This window comes from Embleya sp. NPDC005971, from assembly GCF_040629175.1.
Lineage (GTDB): Bacteria > Actinomycetota > Actinomycetes > Streptomycetales > Streptomycetaceae > Embleya.
Window position 1 is genome coordinate 14,446 of sequence record NZ_JBEXUX010000096.1, and the last position, 15,295, is coordinate 29,740.

13 protein-coding genes and 1 pseudogene are annotated in these 15,295 nt (G+C 68.4%); 8 read left to right on the forward strand and 6 right to left on the reverse strand.

Annotated features, from left to right (window positions below; translation table 11 throughout):
* Positions 1-169: 169 nt before the first annotated feature.
* The 4 genes from ABZ374_RS44155 to ABZ374_RS44170 all read right to left on the reverse strand — a co-directional run bounded on the left by ABZ374_RS44155 (position 170) and on the right by ABZ374_RS44170 (position 2,807).
* Positions 170-586 (reverse strand): hypothetical protein, encoded by a 417-nt coding sequence (locus ABZ374_RS44155; RefSeq protein WP_360323475.1) that lies wholly within the window; start codon positions 584-586, stop codon positions 170-172.
* Between the two features lie 431 nt (positions 587-1,017).
* Positions 1,018-1,518, reverse strand: coding sequence for a 3'-5' exonuclease (locus ABZ374_RS44160; protein ID WP_360323476.1), 501 nt, complete (start codon positions 1,516-1,518; stop codon positions 1,018-1,020).
* Positions 1,491-2,531 carry a transposase gene (locus ABZ374_RS44165; RefSeq protein ID WP_360323478.1) on the reverse strand — a complete coding sequence of 347 codons (1,041 nt, stop codon included), beginning with the start codon at positions 2,529-2,531 and terminating at the stop codon, positions 1,491-1,493. The genes ABZ374_RS44160 and ABZ374_RS44165 overlap by 28 nt, the downstream gene beginning before the upstream one ends.
* 39 nt (positions 2,532-2,570) lie before the next feature.
* The gene (locus ABZ374_RS44170; RefSeq protein WP_360323480.1) at positions 2,571-2,807 is read right to left on the reverse strand and encodes a transposase domain-containing protein; all 237 of its coding nucleotides are present in this window, start codon (positions 2,805-2,807) and stop codon (positions 2,571-2,573) included.
* A 436-nt stretch (positions 2,808-3,243) separates the two neighbouring features.
* Between ABZ374_RS44170 and ABZ374_RS44175 the strand changes: the two genes are divergently transcribed.
* From ABZ374_RS44175 to ABZ374_RS44190, 4 genes are read left to right on the forward strand one after another with little or no spacing between them, the layout of a single operon-like run.
* The gene (locus tag ABZ374_RS44175; RefSeq protein WP_360323482.1) at positions 3,244-3,588 is read left to right on the forward strand and encodes a hypothetical protein; all 345 of its coding nucleotides are present in this window, start codon (positions 3,244-3,246) and stop codon (positions 3,586-3,588) included.
* Positions 3,578-7,123: an SUMF1/EgtB/PvdO family nonheme iron enzyme gene (locus tag ABZ374_RS44180; RefSeq protein ID WP_360323484.1), complete on the forward strand. Its 3,546-nt coding sequence runs from the start codon at positions 3,578-3,580 to the stop codon at positions 7,121-7,123. Before ABZ374_RS44175 ends, ABZ374_RS44180 begins: the two co-directional genes overlap by 11 nt.
* Positions 7,116-8,186 (forward strand): methyltransferase domain-containing protein, encoded by a 1,071-nt coding sequence (locus ABZ374_RS44185; RefSeq protein ID WP_360323486.1) that lies wholly within the window; start codon positions 7,116-7,118, stop codon positions 8,184-8,186. The genes ABZ374_RS44180 and ABZ374_RS44185 overlap by 8 nt, the downstream gene beginning before the upstream one ends.
* A gap of 29 nt (positions 8,187-8,215) precedes the next feature.
* The gene (locus ABZ374_RS44190; RefSeq protein WP_360323488.1) at positions 8,216-9,358 is read left to right on the forward strand and encodes a stearoyl-CoA 9-desaturase; all 1,143 of its coding nucleotides are present in this window, start codon (positions 8,216-8,218) and stop codon (positions 9,356-9,358) included.
* 31 nt (positions 9,359-9,389) lie between these two features.
* Here ABZ374_RS44190 and ABZ374_RS44195 read toward each other — a convergent pair whose 3' ends face one another.
* The gene (locus tag ABZ374_RS44195; protein ID WP_360323490.1) at positions 9,390-9,839 is read right to left on the reverse strand and encodes a RidA family protein; all 450 of its coding nucleotides are present in this window, start codon (positions 9,837-9,839) and stop codon (positions 9,390-9,392) included.
* Between the two features lie 157 nt (positions 9,840-9,996).
* Between ABZ374_RS44195 and ABZ374_RS44200 the strand changes: the two genes are divergently transcribed.
* Positions 9,997-11,178: an aminotransferase gene (locus ABZ374_RS44200; RefSeq protein ID WP_360323492.1), complete on the forward strand. Its 1,182-nt coding sequence runs from the start codon at positions 9,997-9,999 to the stop codon at positions 11,176-11,178.
* A 119-nt stretch (positions 11,179-11,297) separates the two neighbouring features.
* Here ABZ374_RS44200 and ABZ374_RS44205 read toward each other — a convergent pair.
* Positions 11,298-12,101 (reverse strand): annotated as a pseudogene (locus tag ABZ374_RS44205) (transposase); the annotation flags it as partial.
* 740 nt (positions 12,102-12,841) lie between these two features.
* Between ABZ374_RS44205 and ABZ374_RS44210 the strand changes: the two are divergent.
* The 3 genes from ABZ374_RS44210 (at position 12,842) to ABZ374_RS44220 (ending at position 15,150) form a co-directional block, all read left to right on the forward strand.
* A complete protein-coding gene (locus ABZ374_RS44210) occupies positions 12,842-13,492 on the forward strand; it encodes a helix-turn-helix transcriptional regulator (RefSeq protein ID WP_360323494.1) in 651 nt (216 codons plus the stop codon).
* A 246-nt stretch (positions 13,493-13,738) separates the two neighbouring features.
* Positions 13,739-13,957 carry a helix-turn-helix domain-containing protein gene (locus ABZ374_RS44215; protein ID WP_360323496.1) on the forward strand — a complete coding sequence of 73 codons (219 nt, stop codon included), beginning with the start codon at positions 13,739-13,741 and terminating at the stop codon, positions 13,955-13,957.
* Entirely contained in the window at positions 13,954-15,150 is a 1,197-nt protein-coding gene (locus ABZ374_RS44220) for a site-specific integrase (RefSeq protein ID WP_360323498.1), read from the forward strand. Before ABZ374_RS44215 ends, ABZ374_RS44220 begins: the two co-directional genes overlap by 4 nt.
* Positions 15,151-15,295: the final 145 nt, after the last annotated feature.

The following is a 15,295-nucleotide window of genomic DNA, read 5'->3' on the forward strand; positions in this document are numbered from 1 at the left end:
GCATAGCCGGCGCGTGAGAAGGAGCGCCGCGAGGCGTCCTCGCGAGGCGGAAGTTCCTGGCGCAGTGCGTGGGTGCCGTGGTCGCGATTCTTCAGCGAGGGGCACAGCGTGCCGAGGGGTTCCTTCGTTTCGGGGTCGCGGCAGTAGCAGCGTCGGGTTATCGAACCTTTCATGCGGAGGGTTCTCCGCTCGGTCGCGCGTCATCGACATGGGCCAGGGAGGCGGGAAGCGGCGGGGGTCCCAGACCCTGCTCCCGCATCCGCGTGCGGAGGTCCTTCAGGGCTCGGGCATCGTCGAAGGCGACTCGCTCGTACAGGTCGGCCGTCTGGCTCAGGCGCTCACGGGCCGCCGGGTCGAGGTTGATCGTCATGTCACGTCGTCGTTCGTGGGCCTGGCGGGCGGAGGTCTGCGCGGCATGGGTGGCGATGCCGTGGTGTCGGAACGCTTCGAGGGTTCTCCGGGGCGAACGCGGATCCGGTAGTTCGGTGAGCGGCGTCTCGCCCGTGAACCAGGCCAGCGCGTCCCAGCTGGGCCGCACGTCACCGGGAAGCGGGGTGCTCGCGGCGACCTCTCCCACCGGGAACAACAGGTGGATCGGCGGGACTTCGAGCGACGCGGTGGGACCTCGGGGTCCAGAACGGTCGCGAGGAGGAGGGCCTGGTCGCGGCTGTGCAAGGGCTGCGAGCGTAGCGAGGCGTTTCAGTATCCCGGGTCCGGGTTGTTCGTCGCGGTGTCCGAGGGCCGCGAGATGGTAGGCGATCGCGTCGTGCGCGGTGCGGTCGATCAGGACGACGTCGGCGTCGAGTTCGGCTTCGAGGATGGCCGCCGGTGAGGATCCACTCGGTGGACGCCGCGGTGTGGCCGGTCATCTTGGGGAAGCCCAGGGCCGCGGCGCGTTTGGCCAGGCCGCCGGTGCGGGTCACGGGAGGCTGGTGGCGCGCAGTTCCATCTCGATGCGGCGGGCGAGGGTGGTCTTGCCGGTGGAGTGGGTTCCGGCGATGGCGATGCGAACAGGGGTCACCACAGGGTCTGTTCCTCGTCTCGATGGGGCGATGACGGGCTTCCGGGCATGCCGGGTGGGACGGCGACCGCGATCAGCGCGTCCCAGGTGGGATAGTGCGCGGCGAGGTCGATCAGGAGAAGTGCGGTGGCGTGCGCGTCGAAACCCGCGCGGTAACGTCGGCCGGGGATCGCGGTCGGGTCGACGTCGATGTGCGCCAGGAGCGCGTCCAGGCCGTGGCGTGTCCCGGTGGGGTAAGTGGTGTGGGCCAGGCGCAGGGTGTCGATGACGCCGGCGGGTTCCCAGGTGGGGAGGTGGCGGCGCAGCACGTTGTAGTCCATGGAGGCGTTGTGCGCGGCGATCCACGCGCCGTGCAGATCCTCCTGCACGTACGGGGCAATCAGGTCCCAGGCCGGTGCGTGGGCGACGGTTTCGTTGGTGAGGTGGTGGACGCTGGTGACGAAGGCGGTGATCGGTTGCGGGGGCCGGATCAGGGCGGTCTTCGCGGACTCCGGCACGGACCGACCGTCGAGGATCGGGATGGCCGCGACTTCCCCCAGGTCGGGTGGGTTGGCGCCGTTGCCCTCCACGTTGGCGACGAGCAGACGCGGCCAGGTGCCGAAGTCCATGAGGTCTCCTGCGGGGTGGTGGGCCAGCCGATGTCGGCGCGGCGACTGTGGTCGCGCCGGTGGCGGTGAGGCCTTCCGCGTGCCAGGTTCGGACGTTGGCCGGGCCGATCTCGTCGAGAAATCCGGTCGCCGAAGGTCGGGAGGATATGCAGGCGGAGGAGACGTCCGTACAGGTCGACGGTCAGTTCGGACAGGCCGCGTTCGGCGGCCCAGACCAGGGCGAAGTCCTTGAAGGACAGAGCTCGTCCGATGGTGTGGCGCAGGGTGTAGTAGGCGCTCTCGTGTTCCCAGCGCTCGTGGTAGAGGAGCACGAGGCGTCTGGCCGGGTAGCGGCGGGCATCCAGCAGCGTGGTCGCCAGGCGGTAGGTGCCGTCGAAGCTGCTGCCGTCCGAGCATGTGACGCTCCGGGCCTCGATAACGCGCACCGGGACACCTCCGATGACCGAGAGGTAGGAGGAGTCGGGGAGTTGTCGCAGGACCGCCAGGCGGCGCCACCGCTTGATACGGCCGAGGATCTGTGCACCGTTGGAGTGAACAGCGGCGAAGACGTCATTGCCGTCGAAGCCCCGGTCCCACAACACCAGCATCTGAGAGCCCAGATGCTCCAGCAGCGCGGTGGCGTAGGAGATCTCGCCCCGGCAGGTGGGCCCGAAGACGGCCGCGATGCCGGCCCGGGTGCTGGTCTCGACCAGCGTCATCAACTCGAACAGAGGATAGCCGCCGTGCGGGCACCGGCCCAGCTGGTCTCTGTTGCGCTCGCTGTCAGGCACTTCGATCGAGCTGCAGCCGTCGAACGATACCGTCTGGAACGGACCAAACCGCGCCCCCGGTGTGCACCGGTGCGCTGCCGAGCCGACGGCGCAGATCACGCAGAGCCTCGCGCTCGGACGGACGGTCGGCATCCCGGATAGGCCGGCAGTCAGCTTGTCCCAGACCAGCCGTTAGCCGACCTCGGGGAACAGACACATGGCGAGGAGGAAGTAGACGCCGACCTGGGAGGGAAGACCACGCAGTCGCCGCTGCACGGTCCGGGTCTCCTCAAGGACCGCGTCCACCAGCTCGAACGGCACGATCGCCGTCAGCGCCCCCAGATGACCGGGTGCGAAGTGGCGTGCGGCCACCGTGACCGTTCGGGTGACGGTCGTCAACGCGCACGGCAGGACAGAATGAACAGGCAACGGAGCTCCTTGCGATACGCGCTGTCTTGGACGACTGCCCGTACCAACGAGCTCCGTTGCTCTGCGGCAGAGGCTCTTCAACTCCCTTGCGTGACCTGCGAAAACGCTAACTACCCGGCCTTGGAAGTTCCTCCGCTGTGGACAGCCTGATACTGGGACGGATCGTCCCGGAGGAAGCAGTCGAAGTTGAGTGGCAAGAGCAATATGAGCAAGCGGTACACGGCCGAGTTCAAGCGGGACGCGGTTGCGCTCGTCCGGTCGCCGCCGCATCGGAACGTCACCGAGCCGCAGGGGCGATACGACGGCGCCCCCCGTGTTTGGCCCCCGGGCGCGGTGGGGAGATGGCGATTACCGCGCCCTCTCCTCTCGGGCGGGCCTGGGGTGGGGACCAGCCACGGACCACAGACGTACGTGATCGCGGAAGGGGCGGGGCGCCATGGGGGAGCAGGATCTGGGGCAGCGGGTCATCGAACTGAGGGCGGGCCACCCCGACGACCTCGACGCGCTCTACCGCGAGCTGCGGGGCGTGCGCGGCGTCACGCTAGAGGCCGTCGCCGCGCCGATCGCCCCGGGCGATCAGGGCACGGGGATCGACCTCCTGGTTGTCGTCTGCTCCAGCGGAGCGGTAACCGGCATCATCAACCTGCTGCGCAGCATGGTGGAGTCGCGCGGATCGAAGATCACGCTGAAGGTCCAGCGTGGCCGCGATCGCATCGAGATCAACGCCGATACCCTCGAGGAGACACTGCCGCTGCTCAAGGAGCTGTTGGGTGGACCGTGACCTGTCTCGGTCGCGCGCGGTACTAATCGGCAACTCGGGCTACGCCGACTCCAAGATTCCCGACCTCCCGGCCGCTGGGTCCAGTCTCGACGCCATGGCCCGGCTGCTCACCGGAGACCTGTGCGGCTGGCCGCCGGACCGCGTGGTCTCGCTGCTTGACCTGGCCTCGCCCTCCGAGTTCGCTCGCCGCCTGATCTCCGCGGTCAGGGACATCACCGACACCGTACTGCTCTACTTCGTGGGCCATGGCCTGCGCACTTCGGACGGCCAGCTGGCTCTCGCACTGGCCGACAGCGAGGCGGATCCCGAGTCGCTGCCGCACACCGCGATCCTGTACGACGCGATCGCCCGGATCCTGCGGGGCAGCCCGGCCGCCACCAAGCTGGTGATCCTGGACTGCTGTCACGCGGAGCTGGGAACCCGCGCCAACTTCCAGTTCCAGTCCGCCGACTTGGCCGAGGTCTACCCCGTTGACGGGCTGTACTTCATGGGCGCGAGCCGGATGCACGCGAAGGCCAAGGCACCGCTGGGCTACGAGCCGACGTACTTCACCCAGGCCTTCCTGGACGTCGTATCCACAGGCATCCCCCACAAGCCCGCCGAACTGCGGCTGGACCAGATCTTCGTAGAGCTGCGGACCAGGCTGCTGCGCGCCAGCCTTCCGGAGCCCGTCGAGAGTGGTACGTCCGGGGCCCGGCGGTTCTTGTTCGCGCGCAACGTGGCGCCGAGCAGCCTCTCCGCCGCGCACGTGGCAGAGCTCAGGGCGCCGGTGCCCGCGCCTGTGCCCGGTTCCTGGAACATCGTGGACTACCTGCACGACCTGATCCGCTCCAGCTCCCGGCTGACGTTCGGCGACCCGGCCGCGCAGCCGGACGCCAGCGCGGACGGAGCGGGCGTGATCACCCTCGAACAGGTCTGGACACCACTGCGGGTCGCGGACTCGCAGGCCCGCCCCGGCCTGGACCCGTTCGACACCTCGGTCGATGGCGTGGACCTGGGCGAACTGCTCGACTCCACCCAGGATTCGGTCGTTGTCCTCGGCGACCCGGGCGGCGGAAAATCCACCTCCATTGCCTCCATCGCCGTACGCGCCGCCCGCCGCTACCTCTCCGAGCCGGGCTCTCCGCTGCCCATCAGGGTCCAGCTGGGCAGCGTCATCGCGGGGCTGTCGGGCGGTCCCGAACTGCTCCTGTTGTCCGGAGTGCCGGAGGTCAAGCTCACCGTCGCCCGCGACGGCAGGAGCGCCGGGAACGAGCTCACCGAGTTCCTGCGCACCGCGATCCAGCAGGGCCGCGCGCTCCTGCTCCTCGACGGCATCGACGAGATCGATGATGTCTCGCTCGGCGGGATTCGCCGGGCCATCTCGGAGATCCTCCTCCCCGCCAGCGGGACCCGTATCATCGCCACCTGCCGGAAGTTCGACTACCGCCAGACCAGGCCGAGCCGCAAGATCGGGATCCCCCGCGAGCTCGAACTGCTGCCGTACACCCGGACCGACAAGGACCGGTACGTCCACCAGTGGTACGACGCCGCCGTCCGGATCGGCCGTTTCTCCCAGGAGGAGGCCGTCGTCCTCTCGGCGAGCCTCAAACGCGAACTGCTGAACCCCGAACTGTCCGAACTCGGCGAGCTTCCCCTGCTGTTGACCCTCCTGACGCTCATCCACTCCGACGAGGGCCAGCTGCCTAACGTCCGGGCCGTCGTATGCGACCGGGCGATCAGGTACCTGCTGGCGAACAAGGCGAGATGGCGCGGACAGGGCGGAGAGGAGACGGCCATCGCGGCGGGCTCGCTGCTGGCCCTCGCCGTCCGGGTCGCGCACCACATCCACCTCGGCGAGGAGAACGCCCGGGGGGCGGCGGGAACCGGACTCAGCCCCGAGGAGATCCACGCCCAGGCCGCAGCCCTCTGCGACGACTTGGCACGGCTGCACGTGCGGTCCTCGACTCCCGAACCGCAGGAGCTGGCGAACCGGCTGCTGCGCAGCCATGGCCTGCTCGCGGAGATTGGGCCGAAGCGCTACCGGTTCGCCCACCGCTATTTCCAGGAGTTCCTCGCGGGCCAGCACTACGCCCAGGGAGCGAGGACGGCGGAGGCCCTGGTCAAGGCCCGGATGCTCCACTGGCGCGAGCCGCTGCGGCTGATGGCGAGTTTCGCCGGGTACGAGGGCGAGAACATCTTCTACATCCTCACTCTGGTCGGCGAACTGCTCGGGCAGTTCGATCCGGCGCCGGACAGCGGCGCCCCGGGCGCCACGGGCGCTCCTGCGTCCTCCTGGGCGGTTTCCCCCGCGGTCTCCTCGGTCGCCACCTCCCAGCTGGCCGCCGAGATGCTCGTAGAGATCGGCCAGGACCGCCTCGCCGCCTTCGGATTCGACCGGGTCCTGAGTCTGGACACCAACCAGGCGCTGCACGGCCTGTGGCGACGGGCCAAGGACACCATCGCGGAACAGGTGGAGGAAGGCCAGCTGACCCTGGCGGAGCGCTTCCGCGCGGCCTCCGTCGTAGGCCACCTGGGCGACCGGCGCATCGTCACCGACTTGGGCCAGCCGAGGGGCCCCTGGGAGAACCTCGTCCCGATCCCCGCCGGGCCGGCGCTGCTGGGCAGCGGACGGCTGGACGAGGACCGCACCCTCTCGGCGGGGGTGCGCGAGGTCGACTTCCCGGCCTTCCGCGTCGGCCGCTACCTCGTGACCAACGCTCAGTACGATGCCTTCGTAAAGGCTGGCGGATACGCCGAACGGGCCTACTGGCGCGGCCGGGTGGCAGCCGGATGGATCGGCGGCGACCCGGAGGTCCTCGCGGAACTGCGGGAGCACTGGCTGGAGACTGTGCACGAGCACCACGCGAAGGAGCTCAGAGACGGCGAGATCGCCATCGCCGATCTGCGCGCCGAGTCCGTGGTCCGGATCGGGACGCGCGACAGGCCGTTCTACTGGGAGGACCATCGCTTCAACCAGCCCAACCAGCCGGTCGTCGGGATCAACTACTGGGAAGCTGGAGCGTACTGCGCCTGGGCAACCGAGGAGGGTCGCCGCACCGGCATGCTCGGACCGGACGAACTCGTGGCCCTGCCCACCGAGTTTGAATGGGAGCGTGCCTGCCGTCCCGCCGGCGACGACCGTGTCTATCCGTGGGGCGACGAGGAGTCCGATGCCAGGACGCACCTGCGGACCAACGCGCTGAACATCCGCCAGCCCAGCCCCGTGGGCATCTACCTCCCGTCGTGGGGCCCGGAGGGTCCGTGCGATCTCGGCGGAAACGTGTGGGAGTGGACCACGAGCCTGAACCGCGCCTACGCGGCGGAGTACGACGCCGGGAGATCGGCGTACGACAGCCTCGACGAACACATCGTGCGCGGCAGCTCCTGGTACAACACCTTCCAGTACGCCGCGTGCAGCTCCCGGGCCGTCGACCGGTCCTACAACCTGTTCTACGACGTCGGATTCCGGGTGGTGGTCGTCGACGCATCCGCCCACCGTCCCGGCGAAGCCGCATCTGGTGGACCCGCCCATTTCAGGAGATCCCATGGATGACGCCCTCTACGACGGGCTGGAAGACAAGCTCGTCTCCGCGCTGCAGCCGATACGCGGCTTCGTACTCGCCCAGGCACTCCACCAGTTCATGGAGACCGGCGTACACGAGGCCCTCACGGACGCGGGCATCCTCACGGTCGCCCGGCTGGCACGCTCCTGTGGTCTCGCGGAGGACCGACTCCGTGGATTCCTCCAGTACTTGGCGAACGAGGACTTCGTGGACCTGCCGGTAGATGACCGGGTCTCACTCACGGAGAAGGGGGCCGGGATAGCCGTCTTCCGCCCTTGGTACACCCTCCTCGTCGGCGGATACACGCAGGCGATGAGCGATCTCGGCCGCGCCCTGGCCGACGGCGACGTGTACGCCTCCCGGGACGTGGCACAAGTGGGGGTGGGGAGCTGCGGGATCAGCCGGTTCGACGCGCTTCCCATGGCTGAGCGGCTCCTCGCCCGGATACCGGGCGGCGTCCGCACGGTGGTGGACTTAGGCTGCGGCGACGGCCGCTACCTCGTCGAACTCTGCGAGCGGACAGCCGGACTGCGTGGGGTCGGAGTTGAATTCGGAGCGGAGTCGGTGGCTACCGCCCGCAAGCTGGTTCAGGAGCGGAACTTGACGGATCGCATCGACATTCGCAGGGGCACCGCCAGCGAACTGCCCGACCTCGGTGACCTGCCCGGGCCGCTCTGCTTCATCACTGCCTTCGTGCTCCAGGAAGTGCTGGAACAGGCTGACCGAGAGATGATCGTCGGCCTCCTCACTGCCGGATTCACGCGGCACCCGGACGCGAGCTGGATCGTGGTCGAGGTGGACCACCGCCCCGCGGACGAGAAGATCATGCGCCATGGGCTGGGCCTGAGCTATTACAACCCGTACTACCTCATCCACCAGATCACCCAACAGCACCTGGAAACCAGGCAGTTCTGGGAGGAACTCTTCGCCGAGGCGCGTCTGCACGTCACCGGACCCGAAACCCCCGACGCGGCGTACGACTCGCTGGGACTGAAACTGGCCTACCTGCTGCAGGCCGCGCCGGGAACGCCGGAACGGGCACCGCGGCCATGACGGCCGCGGCCCCTGACGTACGGGAATCGATGCGTGTCGTCCCCGGGCGGCTGCAATCCGTACTGACGTGGATTACCGGGAAACCCCTCGCGGAAGAGCCGAGCTGGAACCTGCGACCCGCGCACCACCTCGCCGCCTCCGTGGCCCCGGTGGCTGTCGGCGTCGCCCTGGGCTGGGCCGGGGTCGCGGCGGGCCGCTGGTGGCTGCTGGCCCTTCCCGTGTCGTGGCTGCTCACCGTCCATGGAATGCGGAAACTCGGCTCGATGATCTTGCACCAGTGCACGCATTCCACGTATGCGTCGAGTAAGCGGACCAACCGCATTCTCGGCACCGCTATATCCTTTCTACTGATCACGCAGGAGTACGAAGACTATTCCAGAGAGCACGTGGCGGATCATCATTCGGTCAGCCATATGGCCATTGAAGATCCCACGGCGCGTTTTATCGTGGAAGTCATGGGATGCCGCCCGGGAATGGCCGAAAAAGGTATGTGGCGCGCAATGGTGCGCACGCTTTTTTCACCATTATTCCACCTGCGGGCCACTTATTGGCGGCTGCTGTCGCACTTCTCCGGCACCTCCGGCCGCCACCGGGCCCTGATGGCGGTGACGCTGGCGGCGCAGGCCCTCGCGGTGACCGCGGCCCATGCCTGGATGTACGTCCTCGTGGTCTGGGTCCTGCCGCTGACCGTGCTGTACAACGCCGCTGGCGTACTGCGGCTCTCCTGCCGGCACCTGTTTCCGGCCGCTGGACGGAACCTGGACGGCCGCACCGCGATAGCGGTCGCCACGCACGGGATCATGCTGGGCGAGCGGACGCCCGACCCGGATCTACGCGGCATGCGCCGGGTGCGCGGCTGGACCCACTGGTGGCTGCGCATGCTCCTGGTCCACTTGGTTGTCCGGCTGTTCGTCATGGTCGGTGACGGCCCCTGCCACGACTACCACCACCGGTTCCCCAAGGCCAGGAACTGGATGAACTACCCCTTCGCCCGACGCGAGGACATCGCGCGCGGACACCCCAACTGGCCCGCGTACACGGAGGTCTGGGGCCTTCGGGCCGCGATCGACGAGGTCTTCACCTCGCTGCGCCTGGCCGACCCGGCGGCCTACGCGACGGCGCCGGCCGCCGGCAAGGGCGCCGCCGCCGGGGCCGTTCGTCTCGCGGACTAGCGGACAGGGCGGCCCCGGCGGACATCCGGCACTAGGCCACGTGGACGACCATTTCGATCTCGACCGCCCAGTTGTAGGGCAGGACCATCCCCACGGCGGAGCGCGCGTGGCGGCTCCGGTCGCCGAGTGCCTTGCGGAGGAACTCGCTCGCCCCGTCGATCACCAGCGGGGTCGAGTCGAAGCCCTCGGCGACGTTCACCATGCCCAGGACTTTGACGATGCCCTGGATCGACTCGATGTCCGCGACTGCGCCCACCGCGCGCAGGCAGTTGTAGGCGGCCAGTTCAGCCCCCTTGGCGGCTCGCTCGATGTCAACGTCCTTGCCCACCTTGCCCTTGATTTCAAGGCCGTCGTGCGTCGAGATCTGTCCGGAGGTGAAGACCAGGTCACCCACCCGTCGCGCCTGCTGGAACGGCGGGAACTCCAGATCGGCGGGTTCGAAGTCGTACCCCAGTTCGGCAAGCTTCTTGATGATCGTCATCAAATCGCCCCTTCTGAACTCCAGCAGAATTTCCCTAAAACGATGTTACCATCGCAGGTTAGCGCTCGGGCCGGCCTTGATGTGCTGAAAGTGATCAATTCCGATAACTCTGAATGGCCGCACGGCGCGGTATTACAGGCGGTACTACAGGAGGAACGTGAAGCTGATACCCCGCACCCTGGAGCAGCCCGCATCACCGATCGGCGCGGTGCAGGCGCTGCTGGCGGAGAGACGCGGAGACCGCGAACTCATCGACCTGTCCCAGGGGGTTCCCGCCTACGCTCCAGCACCCGCCGTCGTGGAGTGGGTGGCCGAGGCTGCCCGGCGCCCCGACACGTCCCTGTACGCGGCCCGGTCGGGCATCCCGGAGCTGCGCGAACTCATGGCCGAGGAGCTCTCGGCCTCCTACCGGGGCACGGTGGACGAACGGCAGGTGCTCATCACCGCGGGCTGCAACCAGGCCTTCTGCGTGGCGGTTTCGTCCCTGGCGACCGCTGGGGACGAGGTCCTCCTGCCGGTGCCCTACTACTTCAACCACGACATGTGGCTCCGGATGGACCACCTCGTACCGGTCTATCTGCCCGTCGGCCGCGACTTCGTTCCCGACGTGGAGGCGGCCGAGCGGGCCCTCACCTCCAAGACGAAGGCGATGGTCCTCGTCACCCCCGGCAACCCCACGGGAGCCACGATCCCGCCCGCTGTCATCGCCGACTTCGCCGGGCTCGCGGTCCGCCGCGACATCGTCCTGATCCTGGACGAGACCTACCGCAGCTTCCGGCAGTCCGACGCACCCCCGCACGACCTGTTCCGTGCCCCCGGCTGGTCGGGCCACGTCGTCAGCCTGCACAGCTTCTCCAAGGACTTCGCCCTGCCCGGATACCGGGTGGGAGCCCTGGTTGGCCATCCAGACCTGCTGACCGAGGCTGGCAAGCTGCTCGAATGCATGACGATCTGCGCGCCTGGCATCGCCCAGGAGGCCGCGATCGCTGGCCTGCGCGGGGCGCTCGATTGGCGACGCGAACGCGCGTCGGAGACCGGTGCCAAGCTCGACCGCTTCCGCTCGCTCATGGCCGACGCCCCCGGTGGCTTCGAACTGCGCGCCTCGGGCGCTTTCTTCGGCTGGGTACGGCACCCCTTCCCGCAGTCCACGTACGAGGTGGTGCGCGGGCTCGTGACGGAGCAGGATGTCGCGGTGCTCCCGGGCTCCCTCTTCATGCCCTCCGACGAGCGGTTCCTGCGGTTCAGCGTCGCGGCCCTGAAGGAGCGGCAGTTCGGCAAACTACGCGCACGGCTACTGGCCTTCGGCGCGGCAGGGAGGGGGGAGCGGGTGCCCCCGTAGCAGGCCCTTATCCAGTCGTGGCCGGGACGGTGGCCGTCGGGGTGTTCCAGCCCGAGATTGTGGGGGCGGCGGCGTACGCCCGATACCCGGCCGCTGTCGTGTGGTATCGGGGCGAGGCCGGCGTAGGCGGCGAGGCTTCCGGCGTTGGCGAAGCGGGTGAGGTCGCCGCCGGTGGCGGCGATGAAGTGGGCGCCCAGGGCGTCGCCGATGCCGGGCATGCCGGTGATCAACGCGGCGTCGAGGTGAGCGTGGAAGCGTGCGGTGATCCGGTGCTCGACCTCACGCACACGTTGTTGTTGTAACCCGAGCGCCTTGTTGCCGAGTTCGGTGATGCGGGCAGCCGTGAGTTCTTCGCCCGAGACGATCAGGTCTTTGCGGTGGGCGGCGATCCGTGCGCGTTCCGCCAGCGCTTTCGCTCGGGGGATGTGGCGCTGTTGCAGCCACGCGGTCAAGCGGCGCCGGCCCATCTTTCGTAGGGCCGTCGGAGTGGGGTAGCTGCCCAGCAGGATCAGTGGACCTTGGAGGCGGACTTCGAGTGCCCGGTCGAGGGCCGGTGCGATGGTGCCGAGGTGGCCGCGGATGTGGTTGTAGACGCGTGTTCGGTCGCAGACCAGGTCGACGCGGCGCGCGGTGAGCAGGGCGAGGTCGACTGCGATCGCGTTCGGTGGGGACAGGGTTCGCAGGTCGCGGCGGACTCTGGCCTGGTCGGCGAGGATCGCCGCGTCGCGGGCGTCGGACTTGCCTTCACCGGGATAGGAGCCTGCGGCACTGTGCATGAGTCGGTCGGGGAGGTATAGGAGTTGTTGACCTTGGTGGTGGAGCAACGTCCGCAGCAGGTCGGTCGGGCCGTCGGGCAGGTCCACGATCCATATCCGCGCCGGCGATCCGATCCGCACATCCCAATCGGCGATGAGGCCACCCACCGAACACTTCGGACGGTCCTATCGCGCAAAGCCATCACAGCGACACGTGCGTGCAAGCCATACCCGAAGCACGGAACGCGATCGGCACGCTACGAACCGAGCTTCGGGTTCGTCACCGCCACGACGGCGCGACCACCCGAAAGGCTGGTCCCGCGCCCTCGTCACGATGTGATGCGCCACGGAAGAGCCCCGGGGCGCATCATGGAAACCTCCGACCAGTGCACGCATTTTCGCGTGCGGCGCGTGCGCGGCGGTTCCGGCACCCGCCGGCATCCGGCGGTATCGGCACCCGATTTCGGGGTGTCAGACAGATTCAAAACGGGACACAGTGTCCCTCTGTGGCACCTCCCGTTACCATGCCATCAGCACTTACAAAGCAGGGGTCGACGGTTCGAGCCGTGTCCGTGGCTCACGGGGACGGAGCCCAAGGGATTCGTCGACGTGTGCTTCGTCGCGTAGCGGGCTACCGGACGTTGGTGGGGTCTCCTGGAGGGGCGGCCGGTGTGACGCCGCTGCGCGTTGTGCGCAGCCTTGGTCGGCCCCCGGTGTCAGCCCACGTCCAGAGTCGGCTGTCACTCCTTGGGACCGCGCATCGGCCGCATTGCCCGGCCGTTCTCAAGTGTCATCGACCACCTCACTGTGTTCCGTCATGGAGCAAAATCATGGCTGAGGCGCCCTAAGACGCTTCATTGCCGAGATATGTCTAACTTCATGACATGATCGTGTTGTACTGTGCTCACATGACGCAAAATGAGCAGGTGGTGAATCTGGTGGCGGTCGTCGCCGGTGAGGTGCGGCGCCATCGTAAGGCGCGGAAGATGAGTGCCCAGCAGCTCGCGGACGCGTGTACGGCGCTGGGTGTGGAGATGCAGCGTGGGGTGCTGGCGAATCTGGAGATCGGGCGGCGCGAATCGCTCGACGTGACCGAGTTGGTGGTTCTGGCCAAGGCGTTGGACGTGCCGCCGGTCGCCTTGCTGTTTCCCGTCGGTGAGGTTGCCGCCGTGGCCCCGACTCCCGGCGCCGTCGTCGACACCTGGGATGCGCTCGCCTGGTTCACGGGGGAGACGCCGTTGTCCGAGTTGCCTCCCTCGGGCTCGCCGCGTGCGCGCCTGGAAGCGTTCCGGCAGCACGCGGTCGCGGTCGAGGCGGCGTCGGGGTCCGCTCGCATAGCGCATGATCGGCGTCGGCTGGCCACGGTCAACCTCGATCCGGCCGAGCACGAGCGGTTGGGGCAGGTTGCGGCGCAGTACGAGCGGCTCGCGTTCGAGGACACTCTGGCCCTGCGTGATCTGCGCGCGCGGATGCGTGACCGGGGTTTGGAGCCGCCCCTTCTCCCGGCCGGCCTCGCCCACATCGACGAGGGCGCCACGCGGGAGGACCCCGGCACGTGAAAGACCGGACACAACAACGCCGTTGCGGCGGTCGCGCCGAGGACGGCCCAGCGACCGGACCGCATGTGCGCTGCGCAGACGGGCCCGGCGCGTGGCGGTTGCGGCGCGTGCAGATAGCCGGTCCTCGGTACTTCGGGAACAGGCATCGATACCGGGCCGGTATGAGAACGACCAGTACGGACAGGGGTGGTGAAGGTGCGTCATCTGCATCGGACGCGGGTTCGGCCGGCGAGTGCGGAGCGGGACATGGCCGGGGCGGGGATGTTGGAGGGCGGCTGGTACTCCACCGAGGAGGTGGCCGAGCTGCTGGGGGTGGATCCGTCGACGTTGCGGCGGTGGCGGACCGGACGCCCGGTGCAGGGGCCGCCGTTCGTGCCGTTGTCGGCGCGGACGACGGTGTACAGCGCGGCGGATGTGGAGGCGTGGTTGGCGGGGCGCCGGGTGGATCCGCTGGTGGCCGCTTGATACCGCGTCGGGTGGTGTTGCCGGTCGGGGTCAAGCTGTCGGCCGACATCGAGTTCATCGAGGGTCTGCCGAAGCCGTTTCGGGCTCGGGTGCGGTGGAGTGATGCCGCGGCTCGCAAGCGCCCGTCGATCTCGCAGAGTTGGGCCACCGAGGACGAGGCGCTCGCGTGGATCGAGCGCGTGCGGAAGTTGGTCGCGGCGGGTGTTGACCCGACCATGGCGACGATGTCTCTTGCCGAGTACGGGACGGCCGTCATGGACATGGCGCTGCGTGGGCTGGAGCGCAAGACGACCGATCCGTATCTGGCGGGGTGGCGGTTGCGGGTGGTGCCGTGGTTGGGGCATCTGCCGGTGGACGCGATCACGCACGGCGCGGTGGATCGGGCGGTCTACGGGTGGATCGCGGACGGGCACGGGCGTTCGACGGTCAAGAACAGTGCCGCGGTGTTGGTCCGGGTGATGCAGCAGGCCGTGCGGGACGGCCTGATTGCGAACAATCCGGCGCGGATCACGGGTTGGCAGAGCGAGTTCCGCAAGGCGGAGGACGAACTCGACGACCCCAGGGCGCTGGCGCTGCCGGACTGGGCCGCGTTGAGCACGCTCGCCGACGCGTTGGTCGAGCGCTCGTCGGGGCGATACCGCGGGTGGGGTGATGTGGTGCTGTTCGCCGGATGTACCGCAGCTCGCATCGGCGAGGTGTCCGGCGTGCGGGTCGGCGACATCGACACCCGTACGTGGGTATGGAACCTGTGCCGGCAGACGACCACTTCGCCGGGTGGGCTGGTGGACAAGGGCGCCAAGGGCAAGCGCCGCCGGAAGGTGCCGATCATCCCCGCGATCCGTGATCTGGTGCAGCGCAGGATCGATTCGGCGGGCCCGGATCCGATGGGACGGTTGTTCAAGGGGCCGCGTAGCGGGCGGATCACCACCGCGATCCTGCGCGACGCCACCCACTGGGACGAGGTGGTGACCGCGTGCGGGTACGAGTACTTGCTGTGGCACGGGCTGCGCCACACGGGGCTGACGTGGATGGCCGACGCGGGCGTTCCCGTCCACGTGTTGCGGATGATCGCCGGCCACGGATCGTTGTCGACGACGCAGCGATATCTGCACCCGGATCATCGTTCGATAACGAGCGCGGGGGAGGCCCTGATGGCCCATCTGACGCCCGGTTGGTCCATAACTGGTCCATGAGCGTCTTGCGACGCGGACGCCAACCGGTAAGTGGTCTAAACCTGCAAGAGGCGCTGACCTGGGCTTTTGCCCTGGTCAGCGCCTCTTGAACACCGTCGGGACGACAGGATTTGAACCTGCGACCCCGTGAACCCCAGACAAGAGC

What these genes read in the sequence shown, in the direction of transcription:
- ABZ374_RS44185 (WP_360323486.1), top strand. Translation starts at nt 7,116, where the DNA reads ATGGATGACGCCCTCTACGACGGGCTGGAAGACAAGCTCGTCTCCGCG.
- ABZ374_RS44165 (WP_360323478.1), bottom strand. Translation starts at nt 2,531, where the DNA reads ATGCCGACCGTCCGTCCGAGCGCGAGGCTCTGCGTGATCTGCGCCGTC.
- ABZ374_RS44190 (WP_360323488.1), top strand. Translation starts at nt 8,216, where the DNA reads ATGCGTGTCGTCCCCGGGCGGCTGCAATCCGTACTGACGTGGATTACC.
- ABZ374_RS44195 (WP_360323490.1), bottom strand. Translation starts at nt 9,839, where the DNA reads ATGACGATCATCAAGAAGCTTGCCGAACTGGGGTACGACTTCGAACCC.
- ABZ374_RS44215 (WP_360323496.1), top strand. Translation starts at nt 13,739, where the DNA reads ATGGCCGGGGCGGGGATGTTGGAGGGCGGCTGGTACTCCACCGAGGAG.
- ABZ374_RS44175 (WP_360323482.1), top strand. Translation starts at nt 3,244, where the DNA reads ATGGGGGAGCAGGATCTGGGGCAGCGGGTCATCGAACTGAGGGCGGGC.
- ABZ374_RS44210 (WP_360323494.1), top strand. Translation starts at nt 12,842, where the DNA reads ATGACGCAAAATGAGCAGGTGGTGAATCTGGTGGCGGTCGTCGCCGGT.